We start from the raw sequence: 22,252 nt of genomic DNA, 5'->3' as shown, positions 1-22,252 counted from the left end.
GAACTGGCAGGCGGGAATCGTGAGGATCTTCGGCAAGGGACGGCACCGGCCCTCCGCCTCCTGGCGGCAGGCCACCGACAGGGCGTTCACGCTCATCGGCGACGGCCGGTACGAGGACGCGGGCGAGCTGCTGACGCGCGCCGCCGACCTGGAACCCTGGCTGTCGGAGTCCTGGTTCAACCTCGCGCTGCTGCACAAGTTCCGGCACGACTGGGAGCAGGCCCGCGCCGCCGGACTGCGCGCCGTGGCCCTCCTGGACCGCGAGACCGGCGCCCCGGACTGGTGGAACGTGGGCATCGCCGCGACCGCCCTGCAGGACTGGCCGCTGGCCCGCCGCGCCTGGCAGGCGTACGGGCTGCGGGTGCCTGGGGGTACCTCCCGGCCGAAGGCTGGGGGAGGGGGCACCGCCGGCGAACCGCTCGGCATGGAGCTGGGCAGCGCGGCCGTACGGCTCTCCCCGGAGGGCGAGGCCGAGGTGGTGTGGGGCCGCCGGCTCGACCCTGCGCGGATCGAGGTGCTGTCCATCCCGCTGCCGTCGTCCGGGCGGCGCTGGGGCGAGGTCGTGCTGCACGACGGCGTCCCGCACGGCGAGCGCACCACGTCGGCCGGCCACTCCTACCCGGTCTTCGACGAGATCGAGCTGTGGGCGCCCTCGCCCGTGCCCACCTGGGTGGTGCTGCTGGAGGCGGCCACCGAGGCGGACCGGGACGCCCTGGAGCAGCTCGCCGCCGACGCGGGGTTCGCGGCCGAGGACTGGTCCTCCTCGGTGCGGCTGCTGTGCCGCATGTGCTCGGAGTCGCGGATGCCCTCGGACGAGGGCGACGGCGTGCACCTGGACCCGCACGACCACAGCGAGCCGGGGCACCCCGGGCCGCTCGGGCACCGCACGGACGGGCAGCTGTGGGTGCCGGAGCGCGAGTGCGGGGTGGCCGCGCCCGCCTCGCTGGTGCGAGGGCTGCTGGACGGCTGGGTCGCCGACAGCCCGGACTCGCGCGACTGGCGGGATCTCGAAGAGGTGTGCTGACGCCGCCCCGGGCCGCGGTCCCGTGAGGGGCCGGTCAGGCGGTTCCGCGCGCCCGTGCCAGGGTGCTGCACGTACCCTGTATCAGCATCACTCCCAGTATTTGTGCAGGAAGGCTTACGTCGGTCATGGCGCAGCAGGACACCGATCAGCAGCACGCGGGCGTGCTCCCCGTCGACGACGAGGGGTTCGTCGTCGACACGGAGGACTGTGAGGAGCGCGAGAACGCCTGGCGCGAGCGCGGCACCTCGCGGCCGATCACCGTCGTCGGCAACCCCGTGCTGCACACCGAGTGCAAGGACGTCACCGAGTTCGGCGCGGAGCTGGACCAGCTCGTCGCGGACATGTTCGCCAGCCAGCGCACCGCCGAGGGCGTGGGCCTGGCCGCCAACCAGATCGGTGTGGACCTGAAGGTCTTCGTCTACGACTGCCAGGACGACGAGGGCGTCCGGCACGTGGGCGTGGTGTGCAACCCGAAGCTGGTGGAGCTGCCCGCCGACCGGCGCCGGCTGGACGACAGCAACGAGGGCTGCCTGTCCGTGCCCACCGCGTACGCGCCGCTCGCGCGCCCCGACTACGCCGAGGTCACCGGCCAGGACGAGAAGGGGAACCCGGTCAAGATCCGTGGCACCGGCTACTTCGCACGGTGTTTGCAGCACGAGACGGACCACCTGTACGGCTACCTCTACATCGACCGGCTGTCCAAGCGGGACCGCAAGGACGCGCTGCGGCAGATGGCCGAGAACGAGCCGCGCTACCCCGTGGTCGCCAACGGCTGACAGACGCGGCCGAGACGTACGGCGACCCTGCGGGAGCAGCCACGACGTCATCGACGACGCCCGGTCGGGATCCGTCCCGACCGGGCGTCGTTCGTTTGTTCGTCGCATGATTCCCGGCATGTTGGGGTGGTGAGTGAAGCAAATCCGTTCCCATAACGGTCAGTTGTAGTGCTGAATGTAAGAGCGGGGATACGCAACGGCGCACGCCCGGCACGGCAAGGAGGGGTGTTGCGCTCCTGGCGGCTGAGAGGGGACTGTTCGTGCACGCTTTCTCACACGGCACCACATCGTCTACAGCGGTCGCGGTACCGCCGTCTCTCGCCCTCCCGGTGATCGAGGACGTGTTTCCCCGGCAGCTCCACCCGTATTGGCCGAAGCTCCAGGAGAAGACCCGGGCGTGGCTGCTCGAAAAGCGGCTCATGCCGGCGGACAAGGTGCGGGAATATGCCGACGGTCTTTGCTACACCGACCTGATGGCGGGGTACTACACCGACGCCGGCGAGGAGGTCCTCCAGGCCATCGCCGACTACAGCGCCTGGTTCTTCGTCTGGGACGACCGCCACGACCGGGACATCGTGCACGGCCGCCCGGACGACTGGCGGCGCCTCAGGCACCGCCTGCACGCGGCCCTCGACTCCCCCCGGCACCATCTGGCCCACCCGGACCCGCTGGTGGCGGGGTTCGCGGACAGTGTGCTGCGGTTGTACTCGTTCCTGCCGCGCACGTGGAACCGGCGCTTCGCCCGGCACTTCCACGAGGTGATCGAGGCCTACGACCGCGAGTTTCGCAACCGGACCGCGGGACACGTCCCCGAAGTCGAGGAGTACCTCGCCCTGCGCCGCCTCACCTTCGCGCACTGGATATGGACGGACCTGCTGGAGCAGAGCGCGGGATGTGAACTCCCGGACCCCATCAGAAAACACCCGGCATATCGCCGCCCCGCCCTGCTGAGCCAGGAATTCGCCGCCTGGTACAACGACCTCTGCTCGCTGCCCAAGGAAATAGCGGGCGACGAGGTGCACAATCTCGGAATCAGCCTCGTCACCCATGAGGGGCTCGGCCTCGAAGAAGCCGTGGACGAGGTCAGGCGGCGCGTCGAGGAATGCATCAGCGAATTCCTGGAGGCCGAGCGCGAGGCCCTGCGGCTCGCCGACGGGCTCGACGACGGAACCACGCGCGGAAAGGAATTGAGCACCGCCGTGCGCGTCTGCGTCGGCAACATGCGGAACTGGTTCAGCTCCGTCTACTGGTTCCACCACGAGTCAGGCCGGTACATGGTCGACAGCTGGGACGACCGGTCCACGCCCCCGTACGTCAACAACGAAGCGGCAGGTGAGAAATGACCGTCGAGTCTGTGAAGCCCGTGACCCCGCGGACACCGGAACTGCGCGAGCCGCCGCTGGCCGGCGGCGCCGTCCCGGGCCTCGGCCACGGCCTGAAACTGGTCCGCGACCCGCTGGCCTTCATGTCCGGCCTGCGCGAGCACGGCGACGTCGTCCGGCTGCGGCTCGGCCCCAAGACGGTGTACGCCGTCACCACCCCGACGCTCACCGGCGCCCTCGCGCTCAGCCCCGACTACCGCATCGACGGACCGCTGTGGGAATCCCTTGAGGGCCTGCTGGGCAAGGAGGGCGTGGCCACCGCCAACGGCCCCCGGCACCGCCGCCAGCGGCGCACCATCCAGCCCGCGTTCCGGCTCGACGCGATCCCCGCCTACGGCCCGGTGATGGAGGAGGAGGCGCACGGGCTGACCGAGCGCTGGCAGCCGGGCGGGACCGTCGACTGCACCTCCGAGTCGTTCCGCGTCGCCGTGCGCATCGCCGCCCGCTGCCTGCTGCGCGGCGAGTACATGGACGAGCGCGCGGAGCGGCTGAGCACCGACCTCGCGACCGTCTTCCGTGGTATGTACCGCAGGATGGTCATCCCGCTAGGACCGCTCTACCGGCTGCCGTTCCCGGCCAACCGCGAATTCAACCGGGCCCTGGCCGATTTGCATCTGCTGGTCGACGAGATCGTCGCCGAGCGGAGGGCATCTGGTCAAAAGCCGGACGATTTGCTGACGGCATTGCTGGAGGCGAAGGACGACAATGGCGACCCCATCGGGGAACAGGAGATCCACGACCAGGTGGTCGCGATACTCACCCCCGGAAGCGAAACAGTCGCCTCCACGATCATGTGGCTGCTCCAGGTGCTCGCGGAACATCCGGAACACGCCGAGAAGGTGCGCGCCGAGGTCGAATCCGTGACCGGTGGCCGGCCCGTTGCATTCGCCGATGTCCGGGAGCTCAGGCACACCAACAATGTCGTCGTCGAAGCCATGCGGCTCAGGCCCGCCGTATGGATATTGACGCGGCGCGCGGTGACCGACACCGAACTGGGCGGCTATCGCATTCCGGCCGGGGCGGACATCGTCTACAGCCCCTACGCCGTCCAGCGCGACGCCCGCTCCTACGACCGCCACCTCGACTTCGACCCGGACCGCTGGCTGCCCGAGCGTGCCAAGGAGGTGCCGAAGTACGCCATGAGCCCGTTCAGCGTGGGCAACCGCAAGTGCCCGAGCGACCACTTCTCCATGGCCCAGCTGAGCCTGATCACCGCGGCGATCTCGGCGAAGTACCGCTTCGAACAGGTCAGCGGGTCGAACGACACCACCCGCGTGGGCATCACGCTGCGGCCGCACCGGCTGCTGCTCAGGGCGCTGCCCTGGTAGCCCGGGCGCGGTCGACGCCGGTGCGCGTTCAGGCGGCCTGCGGGCCCCGGAACGTGCGCCGGTAGGCCGCCGGGGTGGTGTCCAGCGCGCGGACGAACTGGTGGCGCAGCGCGGCCGCCGTGCCGAACCCCGTGCGCGAGGCGATCGCTTCCATGGTCTCGTCCGTGCCTTCCAGCAACTCCTGTGCCAGCAGCACGCGCTGACGCAGGATCCAGCGGTAGGGGGTGGTGCCCGTCTCCTGCTGGAAGCGGCGGGCGAAGGTGCGCGGGGCCATGTGGGCGCGGGCGGCTAGCTGTTCGACGGTCACCTCCCGGTCGAGGTGGCGCTCCATCCACGCCAGGACCTCGCCGACGGTGTCGCACGGGGCCTTGGGCAGCGGCCGCTCGATGAACTGGGCCTGCCCGCCGTCCCGGTGCGGCGGCACCACCATGCGCCGGGCGATCCGGTTGGCGACCTCCGGGCCCTGTTCCTTGCGCACGAGGTGCAGACAGGCGTCGATGCCGGCCGCGGTGCCGGCGGAGGTGATCACCGGGTCCTCGTCCACGTAGAGCACGTCCGGCTCGACGGTCAGCCGTGGGTACTGGCGGGCCAGCTCGTCCGCGTGGTGCCAGTGCACGGCGCACCGCCGGCCCTCCAGCAGCCCGGCCGCGGCGAGCATGAAGACGCCCGAGCAGACGCTGAGCACCCGGGCGCCGCGGTCCACGCCGCGGCGCAGGGCGTCCAGCAGCTCGGGCGGGAACGGCCGGGAGGCGTAGTGCGACCCGGCCGGCACGGCGATCAGATCGGCCGAATCCAGTCGCTCCAGGCCGTGCTCGACGTGGAGTGAGAAACCCGCGTTCGAACGCAGCGTCCGACCCTCGGCCGAGGCGACCGCGAAGTCGTACACCGGCAGGCCCTCGTCGCTGCGGTCGGTGCCGAAGACCTCGCACACGACGGCCAGCTCGAAGGGGTTCACGCCGTCGAGGAGGACGGCGACCACATTTCGCAGCATGCTGCCAGTGTGCCTCGTCGGTGGCAGTAAATCGAGGGTGTGCGGCAGTCCTGCCACTCGCGGTAAGGAGTGTCAGGCGTGACAGTGGTGTCTATGACTACGACACAGACAGAAGGACTGCTCGGCATGGTCGCCGTGATCGGGATCCTGGGCCTCCTGGTCCTCCCGGCGGTGATCGGCATCGTGCGGGACCGGATCATCGACCGGCAGATCAGGAGGGCCCAGGAGGCCCGGGGAGCCCGTCAGGCGCGGGCCGGAAGGAGGGATCAGAAGTCCTCGTCCAGGTCGACGGTGCCCTCGACCGCGACCTGGTACGCCGAGGGGCGGCGCTCGAAGAAGTTCGTCAGCTCCTGAACACCCTGCAGCTCCATGAAGGAGAACGGGTTCTCCGAGCCGTACACCGGGGCGAAGCCGAGCCGTGTCAGGCGCTGGTCGGCGACGCACTCCAGGTACTGGCGCATCGACTCGGTGTTCATCCCCGGGAGGCCGTCACCGCACAGGTCGCGCGCGAACTGCAGCTCGGCCTCGACGGCCTCCCGCAGCATGTCGGTGACCTGCTGCCGCAGCTCGTCGTCGAAGAGGTCCGGCTCCTCCTTGCGGACGGTGTCGACCACGTCGAAGGCGAAGGACATGTGCATCGTCTCGTCGCGGAACACCCAGTTGGTGCCGGTGGCCAGGCCGTGCAGCAGGCCCCGGCTGCGGAACCAGTAGACGTACGCGAAGGCGCCGTAGAAGAACAGGCCCTCGATGCACGCGGCGAAGCAGATCAGGTTCAGCAGGAAGCGCCGGCGGTCCGCCCGGGACTCCAGGCGCTCCAGCTTCTCGACCTCGTTGATCCACCTGAAGCAGAACTCCGCCTTCTCACGGATGGAGGGGATGTTCTCCACCGCCGCGAAGGCCGCCGTCCGGTCGTCCGGGTCGGGCAGGTAGGTGTCCAGGAGCGTCAGGTAGAACTGGACGTGCACGGCCTCCTCGAACAGCTGCCGGCTCAGGTAGAGCCGTGCCTCGGGGGAGTTGATGTGCTTGTACAGCGTCAGCACCAGGTTGTTCGCGACGATCGAGTCGCCCGTCGCGAAGAAGGCCACCAGGCGGCCGATGAGGTGCTGCTCCTTCGGGGACAGCTTCGCGAGGTCGGCCACGTCCGAGTGGAGGTCGACCTCCTCCACGGTCCAGGTGTTCTTGATGGCGTCGCGGTAGCGCTCGTAGAAGTCCGGGTAGCGCATCGGACGCAGGGTCAGTTCGAAGCCCGGGTCGAGCAGGTTCTGGTTACGGGGGGTCATCACTGGCAGGCCTCGCAGGACTCGGGGTTCTCAAGGGAGCAGGCGACCGCGTCGGGGTCGGCGGCCTGCTGGACGGGGATGGGGGTCGTGACCTGCGCCTGGGCCTGGGCGGCCCGGGCGATCCGGGTCGCCGGGCGGGAGCGCAGGTAGTACGTCGTCTTCAGGCCCGACTTCCAGGCGTACGCGTACATCGAGGAGAGCTTGCCGATGGTCGGCGTCTCCAGGAACAGGTTCAGCGACTGCGCCTGGTCCAGGAACGGGGTGCGGGCGGCGGCCATGTCGATCAGGCCGCGCTGCGGGATCTCCCACGCCGTGCGGTACAGCGCCCGTACGTCGGCCGGGATCCAGGCGAACTCCTGCACCGAGCCGTTGGAGTCGCGCAGCGCCTCCCGGGTCCGGGCGTCCCACACGCCCAGCTCCTTCAGCTCCCGCACCAGGTAGGAGTTGACCTGGAGGAACTCCCCGGACAGCGTCTCGCGCTTGAACAGGTTGGACACCTGCGGCTCGATGCACTCGTACACACCCGCGATGGAGGCGATGGTCGCGGTGGGCGCGATCGCCAGGAGCAGCGAGTTGCGCATGCCCACGGAGGCGATCCGCTCGCGCAGCGCCGCCCAGCGCTCGGGCCAGGTCAGCTCCACGTCGTAGTGGTCCGGGTGCAGGACGCCGCGGGCGGTGCGGGTCTTCTCCCAGGCCGGCAGCGGACCGTTGCGCTCGGCCAGGTCGGCGGAGGCCTCGTACGCGGCCAGCATGATCCGCTCGGCGATCCGCGTGGACAGGGCCCTGGCCTCCGCGGAGTCGAAGGGCAGGCGCAGCTTGAAGAAGACGTCCTGGAGGCCCATGGCGCCCAGGCCCACCGGACGCCACTTGGCGTTGGAGCGGCCCGCCTGCTCGGTCGGGTAGAAGTTGATGTCGACGACGCGGTCCAGGAAGGTGACGGCGGTGCGGACCGTGGCGTCCAGGCGCTCCCAGTCGAGGTCGCCGTCCGCCACGAAGGCGCCGAGGTTGACCGAACCCAGGTTGCAGACCGCCGTCTCCCCGTCGTCCGTGACCTCGAGGATCTCGGTGCAGAGGTTGGAGGAGTGCACCACGTGGCCCGCGGTCGCCGTCTGGTTGGCGGTGCGGTTGGCGGCGTCCTTGAAGGTCATCCAGCCGTTGCCGGTCTGCGCGAGTGTGCGCATCATGCGGCCGTACAGGTCGCGGGCCGGGATCGTGCGGCGGGCGAGCCCGTCCGCCTCCGCCTTGCGGTAGGCCGCGTCGAACTCCGCGCCCCACAGGTCCACCAGCTCGGGCACGTCCGCCGGGGAGAACAGCGACCACTGCTCGTCGGCGTTGACCCGGCGCATGAACTCGTCCGGGACCCAGTGCGCGAGGTTCAGGTTGTGCGTACGGCGCGCGTCCTCACCGGTGTTGTCGCGCAGCTCCAGGAACTCCTCGATGTCGGAGTGCCAGGTCTCCAGGTACACCGCGGCCGCGCCCTTGCGCCGGCCGCCCTGGTTCACGGCGGCCACCGAGGCGTCCAGGGTCTTCAGGAACGGCACGATGCCGTTGGAGTGCCCGTTGGTGCCGCGGATCAGCGAACCGCGGCTGCGGATGCGGGAGTACGACAGGCCGATGCCGCCGGCGTGCTTCGAGAGCCGGGCCACCTGGTGGTAGCGGTCGTAGATGGAGTCCAGCTCGTCCAGCGGCGAGTCGAGCAGGTAGCAGGACGACATCTGCGGGTGCCGCGTACCGGAGTTGAACAGCGTGGGGGAGGAGGGCAGGTAGTCGAGGCGGCTCATCAGCCGGTAGAGCGCGGCGACCTCGTCCAGGGAGCGGACGGTGTCGTCCTCGGCGAGGCCCGACGCCACCCGCAGCATGAAGTGCTGGGGGGTCTCGATCACCTTGCGGGTGAGGGGGTGCCGGAGCAGGTAGCGGCTGTGCAGGGTGCGCAGGCCGAAGTAGCCGAAGCGGTCGTCGGCCGCCGGGTCGACCAGCGCGTCGAGGCGCTCGGCGTGCAGTCGTACGAACTCCGCGGTGCGGTCGGCGATCAGCCCCTCTCGGTGGCCCACGGCGACGGACCCGGTGAAGGAGGTGACGCCCTGTGAGGCGGCCTCGGCGCGGACCGAGACGGTCAGCAGCCGGGCGGCCAGCCGGGAGTAGGCGGGGTCCTCGGAGATGAGACCGGCGGCCGCCTCCGTGGCCAGCTCGCGCAGCTCAGCCTCGTCGGCCCGGGCGGACCGGCCGCGCAGCGCGGCCGCGGCCACTCGGCCGGGGTCGGCGTCGGGGAGGTCGGCGGTCAGCTCGGTCAGTGTCCGCAGCAGCGCGGCACCGGGACCGTCGGTCCTCGGGTCGCTGACCGAAGCCGGATCGGCGGGCGCGATGGTCACGTGGGGCTCTCCCTCGCTCGGCACGGGGGCCTGGTGGAGGGGGAGGGCAGCGGGCGGCGACGGCACGAGCGCGCACGGCGTCGCGTCCACCGGCCCACTCCACGAGGCCCGGACGTCTGGAGGCACCCGGACCGGACGGCCGGGCGCGTGCTGACAGCAGGTCCTCGGACTGGACAGGCGTGCGGATACACGCAAGTACACCGTTGCGGGACAGTTCCGGATTCGCACCGGATTCCCCTGCGGCTACAGCGAGCATGAGCATACATCTAGTGCCGGGCTGTCGTGTCACCCCCAGATGTTGTGTCTGTCGCGCGGTGCGGCGGCTCCAGTGGGTCAACTCCCGGACCGCCAGAGTGACGAGCGGTGCCCTCGGGAGAGCGGCCGGGGGCCGGACGCGGGGGGGGGGGGGGGGGGGGGGGGGGGGGGGGGGGGGGGGGGGGGGGGCGGGGGGGCGGGGGGGGGGGGGCGGGGCGGGGGGGGGGCCGCCCCGCGGGGGGGGCCCCCCCGCTCCAGGTGCGTCGTCGGGTCAGTGACCGGCGCCCGCCGTGGCCGGCGGGAGCTCCACCTGGACCCCCGCGTCGCCCGCGTCCGCCGTGTAGTCCTCCGGCCGGGTCTCGTCGAGGCCCTCGGGGGCCTTCACGGCCTTGAGGACGAACGTGAGGACCACCGTGACCACCACGTTGAGGACGAACGCCGTGAGACCGATGTAGCCGATCTCCCCGATGCCCGGGATCTCCTTCGCGGAGCCGCCGAAGTGCTTCTGGGTCGGGGAGGCCACGCCGTAGGCGGCGAGCGTGCCGTAGACCATGCCGACCGCCCAGCCGGCGAGCAGCGCCCAGCGGTGGAACCAGCGGGTGAACAGACCGCCCACCAGGGCCGGGAAGGTCTGCAGGATCCAGATGCCGCCCAGCAGCTGGAAGTTGATGGCCACCGTCTTGTCCATCGTCAGGACGAAGACCAGCGCGCCCACCTTCACCAGCAGCGACACGACCTTGGAGACCTGGGCCTCCTGCTTGGGCGTCGCGTCGGGCTTGATGAAGTCCTTGTAGATGTTGCGCGTGAACAGGTTGGCCGCCGCGATGGACATGATGGCCGCAGGCACCAGGGCGCCGATGCCGATCGCCGCGAAGGCCACGCCCGCGAACCAGTCCGGGAACATGTCCTCGAACAGCTGCGGGATCGCCAGCTGCCCGTTGGTGACCTTGACCCCGGCCGCGATCGCCATGAAGCCGAGCAGCGCGAGCAGGCCCAGCATCAGCGAGTACAGCGGCAGGATCGTGGTGTTGCGGCGGATCACCTCACGGCTCCTGGACGACAGGGTCGCGGTGATCGAGTGCGGGTACATGAACAGTGCCAGGGCCGAGCCGAGCGCCAGGGTGGCGTAGGTCCACTGGCCGGCCTCCGGCGGGACGAGCGCGCCACGCGGCTTGCCCGTGGCCGGGTTGACCTGGCTGAACGCGTCGGCCGCCTTGGCGAAGACGTCGTCGAACCCGCCCAGCTTGATCGGGATGTAGATGATCGCCACCGCGATGACGATGTAGATCAGCGCGTCCTTCACGAACGCGATCAGCGCGGGCGCGCGCAGGCCCGACGAGTAGGTGTACGCGGCCAGCACGCCGAAGGCGATGAGCAGCGGCAGGTCCTTCACGAACCAGTTGGTGTTCTCGCCGCCGCCGACGCCCATCACGTCCAGCACCGCCTGGATGCCGACGAGCTGGAGCGCGATGTACGGCATCGTCGCGAGGATGCCGGTGAGCGCCACGGCCAGCGACAGGCCCTTGGAGCCGAAGCGGCCGCGCACGAAGTCCGACGTCGTCACGTAGCCGTGGCGGTGCGAGACCGACCACAGGCGGGGCAGGAACGTGAAGATCAGCGGGTAGACCAGGATCGTGTACGGCACCGCGAAGAAGCCGGCCGCGCCCGCCGCGTAGATCGCGGCCGGTACGGCGACGAAGGTGTACGCGGTGTACAGATCGCCGCCGAGCAGGAACCAGGTGACCCAGGTGCCGAACGACCTGCCGCCCAGGCCCCATTCGTCCAGGGAGTGCTCGTTGTCGGCCCTGCGCCAGCGCGCGGCCAGGAAGCCCAGGACCGTGACGGCCAGGAAGAAGAAGATGAAGACGCCGAGCGCGACGCCGTTGACGCCGTCCTTCACTTCGCCGCACCCCCGTCCCGCGTCCGGCGGTCGCGCTGGTCACGCTGCCACAGCCGGTGGGCGAGCACGGTGAGCGCGGTCGAGATCAGCACCCACAGCATCTGGTACCAGTAGAAGAACGGGATCCCGATGAACGCGGGGTCCGTCTCGGCGTACGAGCCGACCCACAGCATCGCCACGAAGGGCGCGACTAGACACAGAGCGATGGTCACGCGGACCGGTGTCACCACCGGTGGTCTCACTTCAGGCGTTTCGGACATGCCACGGCTCCGTCCCCTCGCTGATCAACCTGTGTAATGCGCAGGCAATCTAGGTGACGGTGTCGCGGGAGCGGAAGACCCCGTCCGCATATCGGCATGCCGATTTCGCGGTTGACGTGTGAAGACGCCGGCCCGGCCGGGCCGCGGACCGGTTCACCGGGTTGACCGGGTCACTCCACCGGGCGCTTCAGACGGGCCACGAACTTGTACCGGTCGCCGCGGTACACCGACCGCACCCACTCCACCGGCTTGCCCTCGCGGTCCAGCGAGTGGCGCGAGAGCATGAGCATCGGCAGGCCCACGTCGGTGCCGAGCAGGCCGGCCTCGCGCGGGGTGGCCAGCGAGGTCTCGATGGTCTCCTCGGCCTCGGCGAGGTGGACGTCGTAGACCTCGGCCAGGGCCGTGTACAGCGAGGTGTACTTCACCAGCGAGCGCCTGAGCGCCGGGAAGCGCTTGGCCGAGAGGTGGGTGGTCTCGATGGCCATCGGCTCGGCGTTGGCCATGCGCAGGCGCTCGATGCGCAGCACGCGGCCGCCCGCCGTTATGTCGAGCAGCTCGGCGAGCCGGTCGTCGGCCGTGATGTACCCGATGTCCAGCAGCTGGGAGGTGGGCTCGAGGCCCTGGGCGCGCATGTCCTCGGTGTACGAGGTGAGCTGCAGCGCCTGCGAGACCTTCGGCTTGGCGACGAAGGTGCCCTTGCCCTGGATGCGTTCGAGCCTGCCCTCGACGACGAGTTCCTGGAGGGCCTGGCGGACGGTGGTGCGGGAGGTGTCGAACTCGGCCGCGAGCGTGCGCTCGGGCGGGACCGGCGTGCCGGGCGCCTGCGTCTCCGTCATGTCGAGCAGGTGCTTCTTCAAGCGGTAGTACTTGGGCACGCGCGCGGTACGGACCGTCGCCCCGGCCTCGTTCTCCGCACTGCCGACGTCGGTGCTCATGCTCTGCCTTCCCGGCTCCTGATGCCGAAAGCGACCGACATCCCATCGGCCACGGCTCACATCGTGGCACGGCTTCGTGTGTCAGGGATCCATCCGCACGGTCCGTGACCTCCTCTATATACCCGGGGGCCCGGTGTTGGTCTAGTCCATAGCGGGGGTCGTTCCCGCGGGGCGCCCGGCTCGTCCCCGGCCTAGATCCCCTGCCAGTCCGGCTTGTTCGCGTAGGTGTGCCGGAAGTAGTGGGCCAGCTTGAGCTTGGAGGCGGCGGCCTCGTCGACGACCACCGTGGCGTGCGGGTGCAGCTGGAGCGCGGAGGCCGGGCAGACGGCCGCCACCGGTCCCTCGACGGTCGCGGCGACCGCGTCCGCCTTGCCCTCGCCCGTCGCGAGCAGCACCAGGTGCCGGGCCTCCAGGATGGTGCCGATGCCCTGGGTGATCACGTGGTGCGGCACCTGCTCGATGTCGCCGTCGAAGAAGCGGGCGTTGTCGACCCGGGTCTGCTCGGTCAGGGTCTTGATCCGGGTGCGCGAGGCGAGCGAGGAGCACGGTTCGTTGAAGCCGATGTGCCCGTCGGTCCCGATCCCGAGCAGTTGGAGGTCGACCCCGCCGGCCCCGGCGAGCGCCCTGTCGTACGCCTCGCACGCCGCCTGCACGTCATCGGCCGTGCCGTCCGGTCCCATGAAGGCGTCCATGCCGATCCCGAGCGGCTCCAGCACCTCCCGGCGCAGCACTGAGCGGTAGGACTCGGGGTGCTCGGCGGGCAGCCCCACGTACTCGTCGAGCTGGGCGATGCGCGCCCGCGCGGTGTCCACGGCGCCGGAGCGCACCTTGGCGGTCAGCGCCTGGTAGATGGGCAGCGGGGTGGAGCCGGTGGCCACCCCGAGCAGCGCGTCGGGCTTGCGCCGCAGGAGCTGGGCCATGGCCTCGGCGATCAGCTCGCCGCCCGCCGCGGCGTCCGGAACGATGACAACTTCCACGCTGGGCCTGCCGTTCTGAAGGAGCCATGAGGAGCTATGTGGTTTAGACCAATCTAACAGGATCGGCAGGGCCGCACCACGCCGTTCCCCTTTCTCTAGGGGTCGCTATAAAATCCGCTCCATGGTGCACGCGCAGGACGCGGAACGGCCGGCAGTGGAGACGAAAGCGCAGGTCACGGCGGCACGGTCGCGTGGCAGACCGCGCTCCTTCGACCGGGCCACCGCACTGGAGAGGGCGCTCACGGCGTTCTGGGAGCACGGCTACGAGGCGACCTCGGTCTCGGACCTCACCCGGATCATGGGCATCGGCACCCCGAGCCTGTACGCCGCCTTCGGCGACAAACGGACCCTGTTCGAGGAGGTCGTCCGGGTCTACACCGGCACCCACGGCGCTTTCCCCGCCCGCGCCCTCGCCGAGGAGCCGACCGCGCGGGCCGCGGTGGCGCGGATGCTGCGCGAGGCCGCCGCCCGCTACACCGACCCGGCCCGTCCCCGGGGCTGCCTGGTGGCCCACGCGGCCGCCAACACCTCCACACCCGAGGTCGGACGGCTGCTGCGGGAGCGGCGGCGCGCGGACATCGCCGCCGTGGAGGCGCGGATCAGGGCCGACATGGCCGCCGCGCGGCTGCCGGCCGGCACCGATGCCGGGGCCCTGGCCCGGCACACCGGAGCACTGATGCAGGGCATGTCCCAGCAGGCCCGGGACGGCGCGAGCCGGGCGGAACTGGAGTCGCTCGCCGAAATTGCCCTGACCATCTGGCCCCGCTGCTGACCCGGGCGGGCTAGGCTTCGTGGCATCGCGTGCCAGTGGCTGTGCCACGAGCCCTGCCCTCGCGTGCATGGACACGCCATCGTGGTCTAGTCCACAATGCACCGAGGGACATCGTAGGGAAAACTGAAAAGCTTCCGTCTTCCCCGCACAGGAGGACGGACCGAGGAACCGGTGCTCTCTGCCCTGACTGCCCCGGCTCCTCGACCTTCGGCCGACCGGGACCGCACACCCCACGGCCGATGATGCTCCGGGCTGCGGTGCCGGGAGGGTTGAGGGTCCCTCTCAGGCGCCGCGGCCCGCGGGTGTTTTTCGGCCACTCGCGGGCCCGGGTACGCTCACAAGGTGCCCTCCATGAACGAACTCGTACGCCAGCACACGGCCCTCGACGACTCCGACCTCGAGTGGCTCCACCTGCTGGTCTCGGAGTGGCAGCTGCTCTCCGACCTCTCCTTCGCCGACCTGGTCCTGTGGGTCCCGACGCTGGACGGCGCCCGGTACGTCTCCATCGCCCAGATGCGGCCGAACACCGGGCCGACCTCGTACCAGGACGACATGGTCGGGCACCTGGTGCCGCGCGGCCGGCGCCCCATGCTGGACGCGGCGCTGGACGAGGGCCGGATCGTGCGCGAGGGCGACCCTGAATGGCGCGAAGAGGTCCCCGTACGGGTCGAGTCGATCCCGGTGCGCCGTGAGGGCCGTGTCCTCGGTGTCATCGCCCGCAACACCAACCTGCTGACCGTCCGCACGCCGAGCCGCCTGGAGCTGACCTACCTCCAGAGCGCCTCGGACCTCGCGCAGATGATCGCCGCCGGTTCCTTCCCCTTCCCCGACCAGCAGGTCGACATGGACGCCTCGCCGCGCGTCGGCGACGGACTGATCCGGCTGGACGCGGACGGAGTCGTCCAGTACGCCTCCCCGAACGCCCTCTCCGCCTACCACCGCCTGGGGCTCGCCGCCGACCTGGTCGGCCAGCACCTCGGGCAGACGACCGCCGAACTGGCCCCGACCCGGGGTCCGGTGGACGAGGCGCTCGCCAAGGTGGCCAGCGGCTGGGCGCCGCGCGAGTTCGAGATCGAGACCAACGAGGGGGTCATCCAGTTCCGGGCCATCCCGCTCAAGCCCAAGGGAACCCGCATCGGCTCGCTGGTGCTGTGCCGGGACGTCACCGAACTCCGGCGCCGCGAACGGGAGTTGATCACCAAGGACGCCACCATCCGGGAGATCCACCACCGGGTGAAGAACAACCTCCAGACGGTCGCCGCCCTGCTGCGGCTGCAGGCCCGCCGCATCGGTTCCGAGCGCGGCCGGGAGGCACTGGAGGAGGCGGTGCGACGGGTGGGCTCGATCGCCATCGTCCATGAGACGCTTTCTCAGAACCTGGACGAGCGGGTGGAGTTCGACGACATCGCCGACCGGGTGCTCGCGATGGTCGCCGAGATCTCGCCGGGCAAGGTGGCCGGCCGGCGCAGCGGACGCTTCGGGATACTCGACGCCGAGGTCGCCACCCCGCTCTCCATGGTGCTGACCGAGATCCTGCAGAACGCCCTGGAGCACGGCTTTCGCGAGGGCGACACCGGCACGGTCGAGGTGTCCGCCGTTCGCGGCGGCACCACCAAGGAGGCCCGGCTGCTGGTCACGGTCCAGGACGACGGGGTCGGGCTGCCCGAGGGCTTCGACCCGCACCGCTCGGGCAACCTCGGACTCCAGATCGTACGGACGCTGGTCGAGGGCGAGTTGGGCGGTACGTTCGACATGGTCCCGGCACCGGAGCGCGGGACCCGGGTGATCCTCGACATCCCGGTGCGCGCCCAGAAGTGACGGCGGGCAAGCAGAAAGCCCCGGACCACCAGGGGTCCGAGGCTCGTGCTCGTTGCTGCTCTGCTCTCGCTAAGCGCATCGGGGGTACTGCGCGCTGCGGCTCGGGGGCGGGAGATGCGTACGCGGTGTACGCGCCGCCAAGCTCAGGCTGTCAGCAGGGGTGGGAGTGTCAGGCGGAGGCCTGACGGGCCCGGTTGCGGGCGGCGCGGCGCTTCATGGCGCGGCGCTCGTCCTCGCTGAGACCACCCCAGACGCCGGAGTCCTGGCCGGACTCGAGCGCCCACTGCAGGCACTGCTCCATGACGGGGCAGCGACGGCAGACGGCCTTGGCTTCCTCGATCTGCAGCAGCGCAGGACCGGTGTTGCCGATGGGGAAGAAGAGCTCGGGGTCTTCCTCGCGGCAAACGGCGTTGTGACGCCAGTCCATGGCTGCTACCTCTCCTTGGTATTACGTGCAAGTTGCTTGTGAATGTGAACGCTTTCACGAATCCCTCAACAAGTGAAGGGCCGATCGCCGAGTCTGCCCCGGCGTGGTCCTTGGTTTGTTGAGGGGTTCTGGTGGTCAGTGGAGGCCGGTCTTGCGGGCCGTCCCGATCACCACGTAGAGACTCGCAAACCTCAGCGGCGGATACAACCCCTTCAGGAAAGTTTTTTTTGATTCCTCGGTGTCGACTGGGTCACAGCCGTACTTCCATGGGGTGGATCCTGGCCTAAACGTTCGAGTGAAAGGACTTTGGCCTCTTCCGCTCACACAATCACACGCAGTGCGCGGCGTACGCCTGTGAACGTCACGCTCGTACGCAGTCCCAGGTGGTCGCCGTCCATCTGAAGGGGGAGGGGGACCTTCGAATGCAAGGTGAAGCGGTCCAGGTCGTGCAGGGAGAGGGCGTGCTTGCCATGGGGTCCGCGCTCGGGGGACGAAGTGAGCAACTGGGTGCCATACCGGGCAACCGCGGCCGTCGACAGGCGGCTGAGACCGAGCACGTCGATGCCGGTATCGAACGAAGCCTTAGGCGACGTGTACATCGGGCGATTGCCAAGATACGTCCACGGGGACGTGTTCGAGACTATGGCGACCACCAGGTCGGTGATCGCGTCCGCGCCGTCCCGCTCCAGGGTGATCGGGCCGTGCCGGCGGTGCTGCTCGCCGAGGAACTGCCGGACCACCTGCCGCACGTACAGCGCGTGCGTGGACTTCTTGCCCCGCTCGCGCTGCTGCTCGACCCGGCCGACCACACCCGCGTCGAAGCCGAGACCGGCGTTGAAGGTGAACCAGCGGTCCGGCACCGCCTCGTCCTCGGTGCCGGGTGTGCCCGAGGTCAGCCCGAGGCCGACCACCCGCTCGCTGCCCTGGCGCAGGGCGTCCAGCAGAGCGCCGGTTGCCTCGACGGGATCGTTGGGCAGGCCCAGGGCGCGGGCGAAGACATTGGTGGAACCGCCCGGGACCACGGCGAGGCCGGGCAGCCGGTCCGGGTCGGGGCCGGCGTGCAGCAGGCCGTTGACCACCTCGTTGACCGTGCCGTCACCGCCGAGGGCCACGACGAGGTCGATGTCGTCGCTCTCCGCGGCCTGCCGGCCGAGGTCGCGGGCGTGGCCGCGGTACTCGGTGGTGACCGCCTCCAGCTTCATCTCGCTCGCCAGCGCGTGGATCAGCACATCACGCCTGCGTGCGCTTGTGGTGGTTGCCGCCGGATTGACCACGAGAAGTGCACGCATGGATGGCAGCGTACCTACTGGGGGGTACCCGGCCCAGACCGAGGTAGGGAACGGGTAAGAGAGAGGGGCGTGAGTCCGGACACTCCGCCCCGAGTCGCCGGGCCGGGCCGGGACCGCTCCGCCCCGAGTCGCGGCACGGGGCACGGCTACCCTTCAGGGGTGAGCAGTGAGCGGAACCCCACCCAGAACCACGGTGACAACGGCGCGACCGACGAGACCGGCGCGACCGGCCCGATCGGCGCCACCGACGGCGTCGCCGGGACCACCGGCACCGCCGGCGAGCGCCCCCGCCGGCTGACGTACGCGGCGGCGCTCTCCGCGCTGGAGGGGGTCGCCCTCCTGGCCGGTGGCGTCTGGATCCTCGTCCTCGGGCTCACCGGCGACCCGGACGACCGGCAGCAGGCCGTGACCGGCGGGATCACGCTGGTGGTGCTCGCGCTGCTGCCCCTGCTGGCCGCGCGCGGCCTGCTGCTCAGGCGCGGCTGGAGCCGGGGACCCGCCATCATCACGCAGATCATGGCGCTTCCGGTGGCCTACAACCTGCTCAAGGCCGACAGCATGGCCATCCCGGGCGGCATCGCCCTCGCCGTCGTGGCCGTGGCGTCCCTGGTGCTGCTGGTGAACCCGGCGACGACCCGGGCCCTCGGGATCAAGGGGCCGGGCCGGACGAAGTAGGCGTCACTCGCTCCGGTACCGCCACTCCTCGGTACCGCTACTCCTCCACCAGGAGCTTCTCCCGCAGCTGGGCGAGGGTCCGGGCGAGCAGCCGGGAGACGTGCATCTGGGAGATGCCGACCTCCTGCGCGATCTGCGACTGGGTCATGTTCCCGAAGAAGCGCAGCAGCAGGATGCGCTTCTCCCGCGGCGGCAGGTCCTCCAGCAGCGGCTTGAGGGACTCGCGGTACTCCACGCCCTCCAGCGCCTCGTCCTCGGCGCCGAGGGTGTCGGCGACCGCCGGGGACTCGTCGTCGGTGTCGGGGACGTCCAGGGACAGAGTCGAGTACGCGTTCGCGGACTCCAGGCCCTCCAGGACCTCCTCCTCGGAGATCGCGAGCTTCTCGGCCAGCTCGTGCACCGTGGGGGAGCGGCCGTGCAGCTGGGACAGCTCCGCCGTCGCCGTGGTCAGCGCCAGGCGCAGCTCCTGGAGCCGGCGCGGCACGCGGACCGCCCAGCCCTTGTCGCGGAAGTGGCGCTTGATCTCGCCGACGACGGTCGGCGTGGCGTACGTGGAGAACTCCACACCGCGTTCGGGGTCGAAGCGGTCGACCGACTTGATCAGCCCGATCGTGGCGACCTGGGTGAGGTCGTCCAGCGGCTCGCCGCGGTTGCGGAAGCGGCGCGCCAGGTGCTCGACGAGCGGCAGGTGCATACGGACCAGCTGGTTGCGCAGCTCCGCGTACTCGGCGCTGCCCGCGTTCAGCTTGCGCAGCTCGACGAACTTCGCACGCGCCCCGCTGCGGTCCTGGGGGTCGTGCCGAGGGGTCGGCACGACCTCCGCGCCCGGCGCGTCGTCCTCCGCGTGTCGCTCGTGCTCGCTCATCGTCCCGCCCGTAGCCCTTCCCCGAGCCCTCGCCTGCGCGCGGGCGGCGGAGCCGGCCGTCCCACGTCCCTCAGCAGGCGCGCTCTGCGCGGCACCGTCGCCGGCGGCCTCCGCGGAGTCCTCCTCCGGGTGTGGCCTGGCCTGCTCGGGGATGCCGTCGATGCCGTCCGCCATGCGTCGGGAAGCAGTCGTGGACTCTGGGTCCCCCGTCGGCAGCTCCCGTGTGCCGCGCTCTTCGTCCCGCACCGGCCCGTCCCCGTTCCTCACGCCGGCCCGGGGCCCGCGCCGCGCTGTTTGTAGAGGCTGATCGACACGGTCCGGTCCTCGTCGACGGCGGACGAGACCTTGCCCGCGAGGGCCGAGAGCACCGTCCACGCGAAGGTGTCCCGCGAGGGGGCGTGGCCGTCGGTGGTCGGCGCCGACACCGTGACCTCCAGCGAGTCGTCGACGAGCCGGAAGACACAGCTGAGGACGGAGCCCGGCACGGCTTGTTGCAGCAGGATCGCGCAGGCCTCGTCGACGGCGATGCGCAGGTCCTCGATCTCGTCCAGGGTGAAGTCCAAACGGGCCGCCAGGCCGGCCGTGGCCGTCCGCAGCACCGACAGGTAGGCACCCGCAGCCGGCAGCCGGACTTCCACGAAGTCCTGGGTCGCGGGCTCGCCTGCGATCTGGGACACCCTCACCTCCATGGTGGTACAAGCTTTACGGGGGCCGAGGGTCGCCCCCCGGGGTAACGCACACGTGGTTCCGCGGTGACGCTATCGCGCTCCGAACGCATCTGTCCCCGGGACCCCAACCCCCTGGCGTCACTCACAGTAAAGCTGTGGATACGCTCCGTGTCTAGAGGGTCAGCGGCCCCAAAAGGGAAGAGCGCGCGCCGGGTTGACGTACCCCGGCGTCAGACGCCCGAACCGTCGGCGGTCACGGCCGCGTGCCGTCCAGTGAAGTGTCACACGAGAACGTGGTCGACGAAGCACCACCGCCAGTCCTCGCCGGGTTCGAAGGTCCGCATCACGGGATGACCGGACGTCGCGTGGTGCTCCGTGGCGTGCCTGCCGGGCGAGGAGTCGCAGCAGCCGACGTGGCCGCAGGTGAGGCACAGGCGCAGCTGCACCGGGTGCGTACCGTCCCGCAGGCACTCGGGACAGGTCGCGTCGAGCGGCTCGGGATCCTGGAGCGGCAGCGCGTCGGTGTGCGTGCACTGTTTCATGATTGCCACATTACGACGGGCGTGCGGGGGACCGCGCGGAAAACGAGGGTGGGCGAGAACCATGGACGTGATGCCGCTGCTGTTGCTGGTGGCGGGCAGTGCGGCGGTCGCGGCGGCGGCCCGGCGCGGACCGGTGCCGGCGCCGCTGCTGCTGGTCGCGGTGGGCCTCGCGGTCTCCTACGTGCCCGGGGTGCCCGACTACGAACTCGACCCGGAAGTGGTACTCCCGCTGCTGCTGCCCCCGCTGCTGTACACCTCGGCCACCGACAGCTCCTACCTCGACCTGCGGGCCCAGCTCAGACCGGTGGCCCTGCTGTCGGTCGGCTACGTGCTCTTCGCGACCGTCGTCGTCGGATGGGCCGCCTATGTGATCATTCCGGGGATGCCGCTGACCGCCGCCCTGGTGCTGGGCGCGGTGGTGGCCCCGCCGGACGCGGTGGCCGCCACGGCGGTCGCCCGCCGGGTCGGTCTGCCGTCCCGGATCACGACGGTCCTCCAGGGCGAGTCCCTGCTGAACGACGCCACGGCGATCACCGCCTACAAGGTGGCCGTCGCCGCGGCCGTCGGCGCGGGCGCCACCTGGGCCGGCGGGATCCGCGAGTTCCTGTTCGCCGCCGTCGGCGGCGTCGGCATCGGGCTCGTCCTCATGGCTCCCCTGCACTGGCTGCGCACCCACCTGACCGAACCGCTGATCCAGAACACCCTCTCGCTGCTGATCCCGTTCGTCGCCTACGGCGTCGCCGAGCAGCTGCACGCCTCCGGGGTCCTCGCGGTGGTGGTCGTCGCCCTGTACCTCGGCCACCGCGCGTGGGAGGTCGACTTCGCCACCCGGCTCCAGGAGGAGGCGGTGTGGAAGATGGTCGCCTTCATCCTGGAGTCGGCCGTCTTCGCCCTGATCGGTCTCCAGCTGCCGGTCGTGCTCAAGGGCCTCGGGCAGCACGAGGGCGCCAAGGCGACCTGGTACGCGGTGGTCCTCTTCCTCGTCGTCGTCCTCGCCCGGTTCGCGTGGGTGTACCCGGCGACCTTCCTGCCCCGCCTGTCGGCGCGCGTCAGGGCGCGCGAGGAGGACCCCACCTGGCGGGGCGCGATGGTCACCTCGTGGGCCGGGATGCGCGGCGTGGTCTCGCTGGCCATCGCCTTCTCCGTCCCGGCGGTCGTGCACGGCGGCCGAGCCTTCCCGCAGCGCAACCTGATCCTGTTCCTGACCTTTACCACCGTCATCGGCACCCTGGTCCTGCAGGGGCTGACCCTGCCCCCGCTGATCCGCCTGCTGAAGTTCCCCGGCCGCGACCGGCAGGCCGAGACGCTCGCCGAGGCCAACGCCCAGGCGCAGGCGTCCCGGGCCGCCGACAGCCGCCTGGACGACCTGCTCTCCGACGAGCGCAACGCGCTGCCCCCGCCGCTCGCCGACCGCCTGCGCACGGTCCTGGAGCGCCGGCGCAACGCCGTCTGGGAACGGCTCGGCCAGACCAACCCGGTCACCGGGGAGTCCGTGGACGACACCTACCGCCGGCTGTCCCGCGAGATGATCAGCGCCGAGCGTGAGGTCTTCGTCAGGCTCCGAGACCACCGCTACATCGACGACGAGATGCTGCGCGCGCTGCTGCGCCGGCTCGACCTGGAGGAGGCGGCCGCCTACCGCGAGGCCGGGTAGCGGGGGAGGGGGAGGAGGACCGGGCGGCGGAGAGCTGCCTGGCGGAGGACCGGGCGGCGGAGGGC

21 protein-coding genes and 1 riboswitch are annotated in these 22,252 nt (G+C 70.7%); of the genes, 9 read left to right on the top strand and 12 right to left on the bottom strand.

The window, feature by feature from the left end:
• Nucleotides 1-19: 19 nt before the first annotated feature.
• From V7E45_RS30210 to V7E45_RS30195, 4 genes are all read left to right on the top strand, one after another.
• Nucleotides 20-1,024: a tetratricopeptide repeat protein gene (locus V7E45_RS30210; RefSeq protein WP_333777383.1), complete on the top strand. Its 1,005-nt coding sequence runs from the start codon at nucleotides 20-22 to the stop codon at nucleotides 1,022-1,024.
• Between the two features lie 125 nt (nucleotides 1,025-1,149).
• Nucleotides 1,150-1,800 carry a peptide deformylase gene (gene def, locus V7E45_RS30205; RefSeq protein WP_333777382.1) on the top strand — a complete coding sequence of 217 codons (651 nt, stop codon included), beginning with the start codon at nucleotides 1,150-1,152 and terminating at the stop codon, nucleotides 1,798-1,800.
• A 260-nt stretch (nucleotides 1,801-2,060) separates the two neighbouring features.
• On the top strand, nucleotides 2,061-3,143 hold the full coding sequence (gene cyc1, locus V7E45_RS30200) for an epi-isozizaene synthase (protein WP_333777381.1): 1,083 nt from the start codon (nucleotides 2,061-2,063) through the stop codon (nucleotides 3,141-3,143).
• Nucleotides 3,140-4,510, top strand: a complete 1,371-nt coding sequence (locus V7E45_RS30195; RefSeq protein WP_333777380.1) for a bifunctional albaflavenone monooxygenase/terpene synthase — start codon at nucleotides 3,140-3,142, stop codon at nucleotides 4,508-4,510. Before cyc1 ends, V7E45_RS30195 begins: the two co-directional genes overlap by 4 nt.
• A gap of 28 nt (nucleotides 4,511-4,538) precedes the next feature.
• Here the strand turns inward: V7E45_RS30195 and V7E45_RS30190 are convergent, their stop codons facing one another.
• The gene (locus V7E45_RS30190) at nucleotides 4,539-5,501 is read right to left on the bottom strand and encodes a GlxA family transcriptional regulator (protein WP_333777379.1); all 963 of its coding nucleotides are present in this window, start codon (nucleotides 5,499-5,501) and stop codon (nucleotides 4,539-4,541) included.
• A 93-nt stretch (nucleotides 5,502-5,594) separates the two neighbouring features.
• On the opposite strand from V7E45_RS30190, the gene V7E45_RS30185 reads away from it, so the two are divergent.
• The gene (locus tag V7E45_RS30185; protein WP_333777377.1) at nucleotides 5,595-5,855 is read left to right on the top strand and encodes a hypothetical protein; all 261 of its coding nucleotides are present in this window, start codon (nucleotides 5,595-5,597) and stop codon (nucleotides 5,853-5,855) included.
• On the opposite strand, the gene V7E45_RS30180 is transcribed toward V7E45_RS30185, so the two are convergent.
• The 6 genes from V7E45_RS30180 to nagB all read right to left on the bottom strand — a co-directional run bounded on the left by V7E45_RS30180 (nucleotide 5,768) and on the right by nagB (nucleotide 13,477).
• Nucleotides 5,768-6,781 (bottom strand): ribonucleotide-diphosphate reductase subunit beta, encoded by a 1,014-nt coding sequence (locus V7E45_RS30180; protein WP_333777376.1) that lies wholly within the window; start codon nucleotides 6,779-6,781, stop codon nucleotides 5,768-5,770. The genes V7E45_RS30185 and V7E45_RS30180 overlap by 88 nt on opposite strands.
• Nucleotides 6,781-9,150 carry a ribonucleoside-diphosphate reductase subunit alpha gene (locus tag V7E45_RS30175; RefSeq protein WP_333777375.1) on the bottom strand — a complete coding sequence of 790 codons (2,370 nt, stop codon included), beginning with the start codon at nucleotides 9,148-9,150 and terminating at the stop codon, nucleotides 6,781-6,783. The genes V7E45_RS30180 and V7E45_RS30175 overlap by 1 nt, the downstream gene beginning before the upstream one ends.
• 138 nt (nucleotides 9,151-9,288) lie before the next feature.
• Nucleotides 9,289-9,416, bottom strand: a riboswitch (cobalamin riboswitch).
• 260 nt (nucleotides 9,417-9,676) lie between these two features.
• Nucleotides 9,677-11,305, bottom strand: a complete 1,629-nt coding sequence (gene mctP / locus V7E45_RS30170) for a monocarboxylate uptake permease MctP (RefSeq protein ID WP_333777374.1) — start codon at nucleotides 11,303-11,305, stop codon at nucleotides 9,677-9,679.
• Nucleotides 11,302-11,565: a DUF3311 domain-containing protein gene (locus V7E45_RS30165; RefSeq protein WP_333777373.1), complete on the bottom strand. Its 264-nt coding sequence runs from the start codon at nucleotides 11,563-11,565 to the stop codon at nucleotides 11,302-11,304. The genes mctP and V7E45_RS30165 overlap by 4 nt, the downstream gene beginning before the upstream one ends.
• Nucleotides 11,566-11,735: 170 nt before the next feature.
• Complete coding sequence (locus V7E45_RS30160; protein WP_333777372.1) at nucleotides 11,736-12,500, bottom strand: GntR family transcriptional regulator; 765 nt, start codon at nucleotides 12,498-12,500, stop codon at nucleotides 11,736-11,738.
• A gap of 191 nt (nucleotides 12,501-12,691) precedes the next feature.
• Nucleotides 12,692-13,477 (bottom strand): glucosamine-6-phosphate deaminase, encoded by a 786-nt coding sequence (nagB, locus tag V7E45_RS30155; protein WP_333777371.1) that lies wholly within the window; start codon nucleotides 13,475-13,477, stop codon nucleotides 12,692-12,694.
• Nucleotides 13,478-13,598: 121 nt separating this feature from the next.
• Here nagB and V7E45_RS30150 point away from each other — a divergent pair, with 121 nt between their 5' ends.
• Together V7E45_RS30150 and V7E45_RS30145 are read left to right on the top strand one after the other, a co-directional pair.
• On the top strand, nucleotides 13,599-14,249 hold the full coding sequence (locus V7E45_RS30150) for a TetR/AcrR family transcriptional regulator (protein ID WP_333777370.1): 651 nt from the start codon (nucleotides 13,599-13,601) through the stop codon (nucleotides 14,247-14,249).
• Between the two features lie 351 nt (nucleotides 14,250-14,600).
• Nucleotides 14,601-16,067: a sensor histidine kinase gene (locus V7E45_RS30145; RefSeq protein ID WP_333777369.1), complete on the top strand. Its 1,467-nt coding sequence runs from the start codon at nucleotides 14,601-14,603 to the stop codon at nucleotides 16,065-16,067.
• Nucleotides 16,068-16,236: 169 nt separating this feature from the next.
• Here V7E45_RS30145 and V7E45_RS30140 read toward each other — a convergent pair whose 3' ends face one another.
• Nucleotides 16,237-16,494 (bottom strand): WhiB family transcriptional regulator, encoded by a 258-nt coding sequence (locus V7E45_RS30140; protein ID WP_016639615.1) that lies wholly within the window; start codon nucleotides 16,492-16,494, stop codon nucleotides 16,237-16,239.
• 320 nt (nucleotides 16,495-16,814) lie between these two features.
• Nucleotides 16,815-17,783, bottom strand: a complete 969-nt coding sequence (locus V7E45_RS30135) for a diacylglycerol/lipid kinase family protein (RefSeq protein ID WP_333777368.1) — start codon at nucleotides 17,781-17,783, stop codon at nucleotides 16,815-16,817.
• A 234-nt stretch (nucleotides 17,784-18,017) separates the two neighbouring features.
• Between V7E45_RS30135 and V7E45_RS30130 the strand changes: the two genes are divergently transcribed.
• Complete coding sequence (locus tag V7E45_RS30130; RefSeq protein ID WP_333777389.1) at nucleotides 18,018-18,458, top strand: hypothetical protein; 441 nt, start codon at nucleotides 18,018-18,020, stop codon at nucleotides 18,456-18,458.
• A gap of 37 nt (nucleotides 18,459-18,495) precedes the next feature.
• Here V7E45_RS30130 and V7E45_RS30125 read toward each other — a convergent pair whose 3' ends face one another.
• The 3 genes from V7E45_RS30125 to V7E45_RS30115 form a co-directional block, all read right to left on the bottom strand.
• On the bottom strand, nucleotides 18,496-19,569 hold the full coding sequence (locus tag V7E45_RS30125; protein WP_333777367.1) for an RNA polymerase sigma factor SigF: 1,074 nt from the start codon (nucleotides 19,567-19,569) through the stop codon (nucleotides 18,496-18,498).
• 17 nt (nucleotides 19,570-19,586) lie between these two features.
• The gene (locus V7E45_RS30120; RefSeq protein WP_006136266.1) at nucleotides 19,587-20,000 is read right to left on the bottom strand and encodes an anti-sigma factor; all 414 of its coding nucleotides are present in this window, start codon (nucleotides 19,998-20,000) and stop codon (nucleotides 19,587-19,589) included.
• Nucleotides 20,001-20,272: 272 nt separating this feature from the next.
• Complete coding sequence (locus tag V7E45_RS30115) at nucleotides 20,273-20,533, bottom strand: UBP-type zinc finger domain-containing protein (RefSeq protein ID WP_333777365.1); 261 nt, start codon at nucleotides 20,531-20,533, stop codon at nucleotides 20,273-20,275.
• Between the two features lie 61 nt (nucleotides 20,534-20,594).
• On the opposite strand from V7E45_RS30115, the gene V7E45_RS30110 reads away from it, so the two are divergent.
• Nucleotides 20,595-22,187, top strand: a complete 1,593-nt coding sequence (locus V7E45_RS30110; protein ID WP_333777364.1) for a Na+/H+ antiporter — start codon at nucleotides 20,595-20,597, stop codon at nucleotides 22,185-22,187.
• Nucleotides 22,188-22,252: the final 65 nt, after the last annotated feature.

Origin of the sequence: Streptomyces sp. IBSBF 3136 (genome assembly GCF_036815105.1) — a bacterium.
GTDB lineage: Bacteria > Actinomycetota > Actinomycetes > Streptomycetales > Streptomycetaceae > Streptomyces.
This window is presented reverse-complemented; position numbering and strand designations above follow the sequence as displayed.

Bases quoted from the DNA above. Each gene is read 5' to 3' on its own strand.
- def (WP_333777382.1), top strand. From the start codon at position 1,150: ATGGCGCAGCAGGACACCGATCAGCAGCACGCGGGCGTGCTCCCCGTC.
- V7E45_RS30165 (WP_333777373.1), bottom strand. From the start codon at position 11,565: ATGTCCGAAACGCCTGAAGTGAGACCACCGGTGGTGACACCGGTCCGC.
- V7E45_RS30195 (WP_333777380.1), top strand. From the start codon at position 3,140: ATGACCGTCGAGTCTGTGAAGCCCGTGACCCCGCGGACACCGGAACTG.
- V7E45_RS30150 (WP_333777370.1), top strand. From the start codon at position 13,599: ATGGTGCACGCGCAGGACGCGGAACGGCCGGCAGTGGAGACGAAAGCG.
- V7E45_RS30110 (WP_333777364.1), top strand. From the start codon at position 20,595: ATGGACGTGATGCCGCTGCTGTTGCTGGTGGCGGGCAGTGCGGCGGTC.
- V7E45_RS30160 (WP_333777372.1), bottom strand. From the start codon at position 12,500: ATGAGCACCGACGTCGGCAGTGCGGAGAACGAGGCCGGGGCGACGGTC.
- V7E45_RS30145 (WP_333777369.1), top strand. From the start codon at position 14,601: ATGAACGAACTCGTACGCCAGCACACGGCCCTCGACGACTCCGACCTC.
- V7E45_RS30115 (WP_333777365.1), bottom strand. From the start codon at position 20,533: ATGAAACAGTGCACGCACACCGACGCGCTGCCGCTCCAGGATCCCGAG.
- V7E45_RS30180 (WP_333777376.1), bottom strand. From the start codon at position 6,781: ATGACCCCCCGTAACCAGAACCTGCTCGACCCGGGCTTCGAACTGACC.
- V7E45_RS30140 (WP_016639615.1), bottom strand. From the start codon at position 16,494: ATGGACTGGCGTCACAACGCCGTTTGCCGCGAGGAAGACCCCGAGCTC.
- V7E45_RS30190 (WP_333777379.1), bottom strand. From the start codon at position 5,501: ATGCTGCGAAATGTGGTCGCCGTCCTCCTCGACGGCGTGAACCCCTTC.
- V7E45_RS30185 (WP_333777377.1), top strand. From the start codon at position 5,595: ATGACTACGACACAGACAGAAGGACTGCTCGGCATGGTCGCCGTGATC.
- V7E45_RS30135 (WP_333777368.1), bottom strand. From the start codon at position 17,783: ATGCGTGCACTTCTCGTGGTCAATCCGGCGGCAACCACCACAAGCGCA.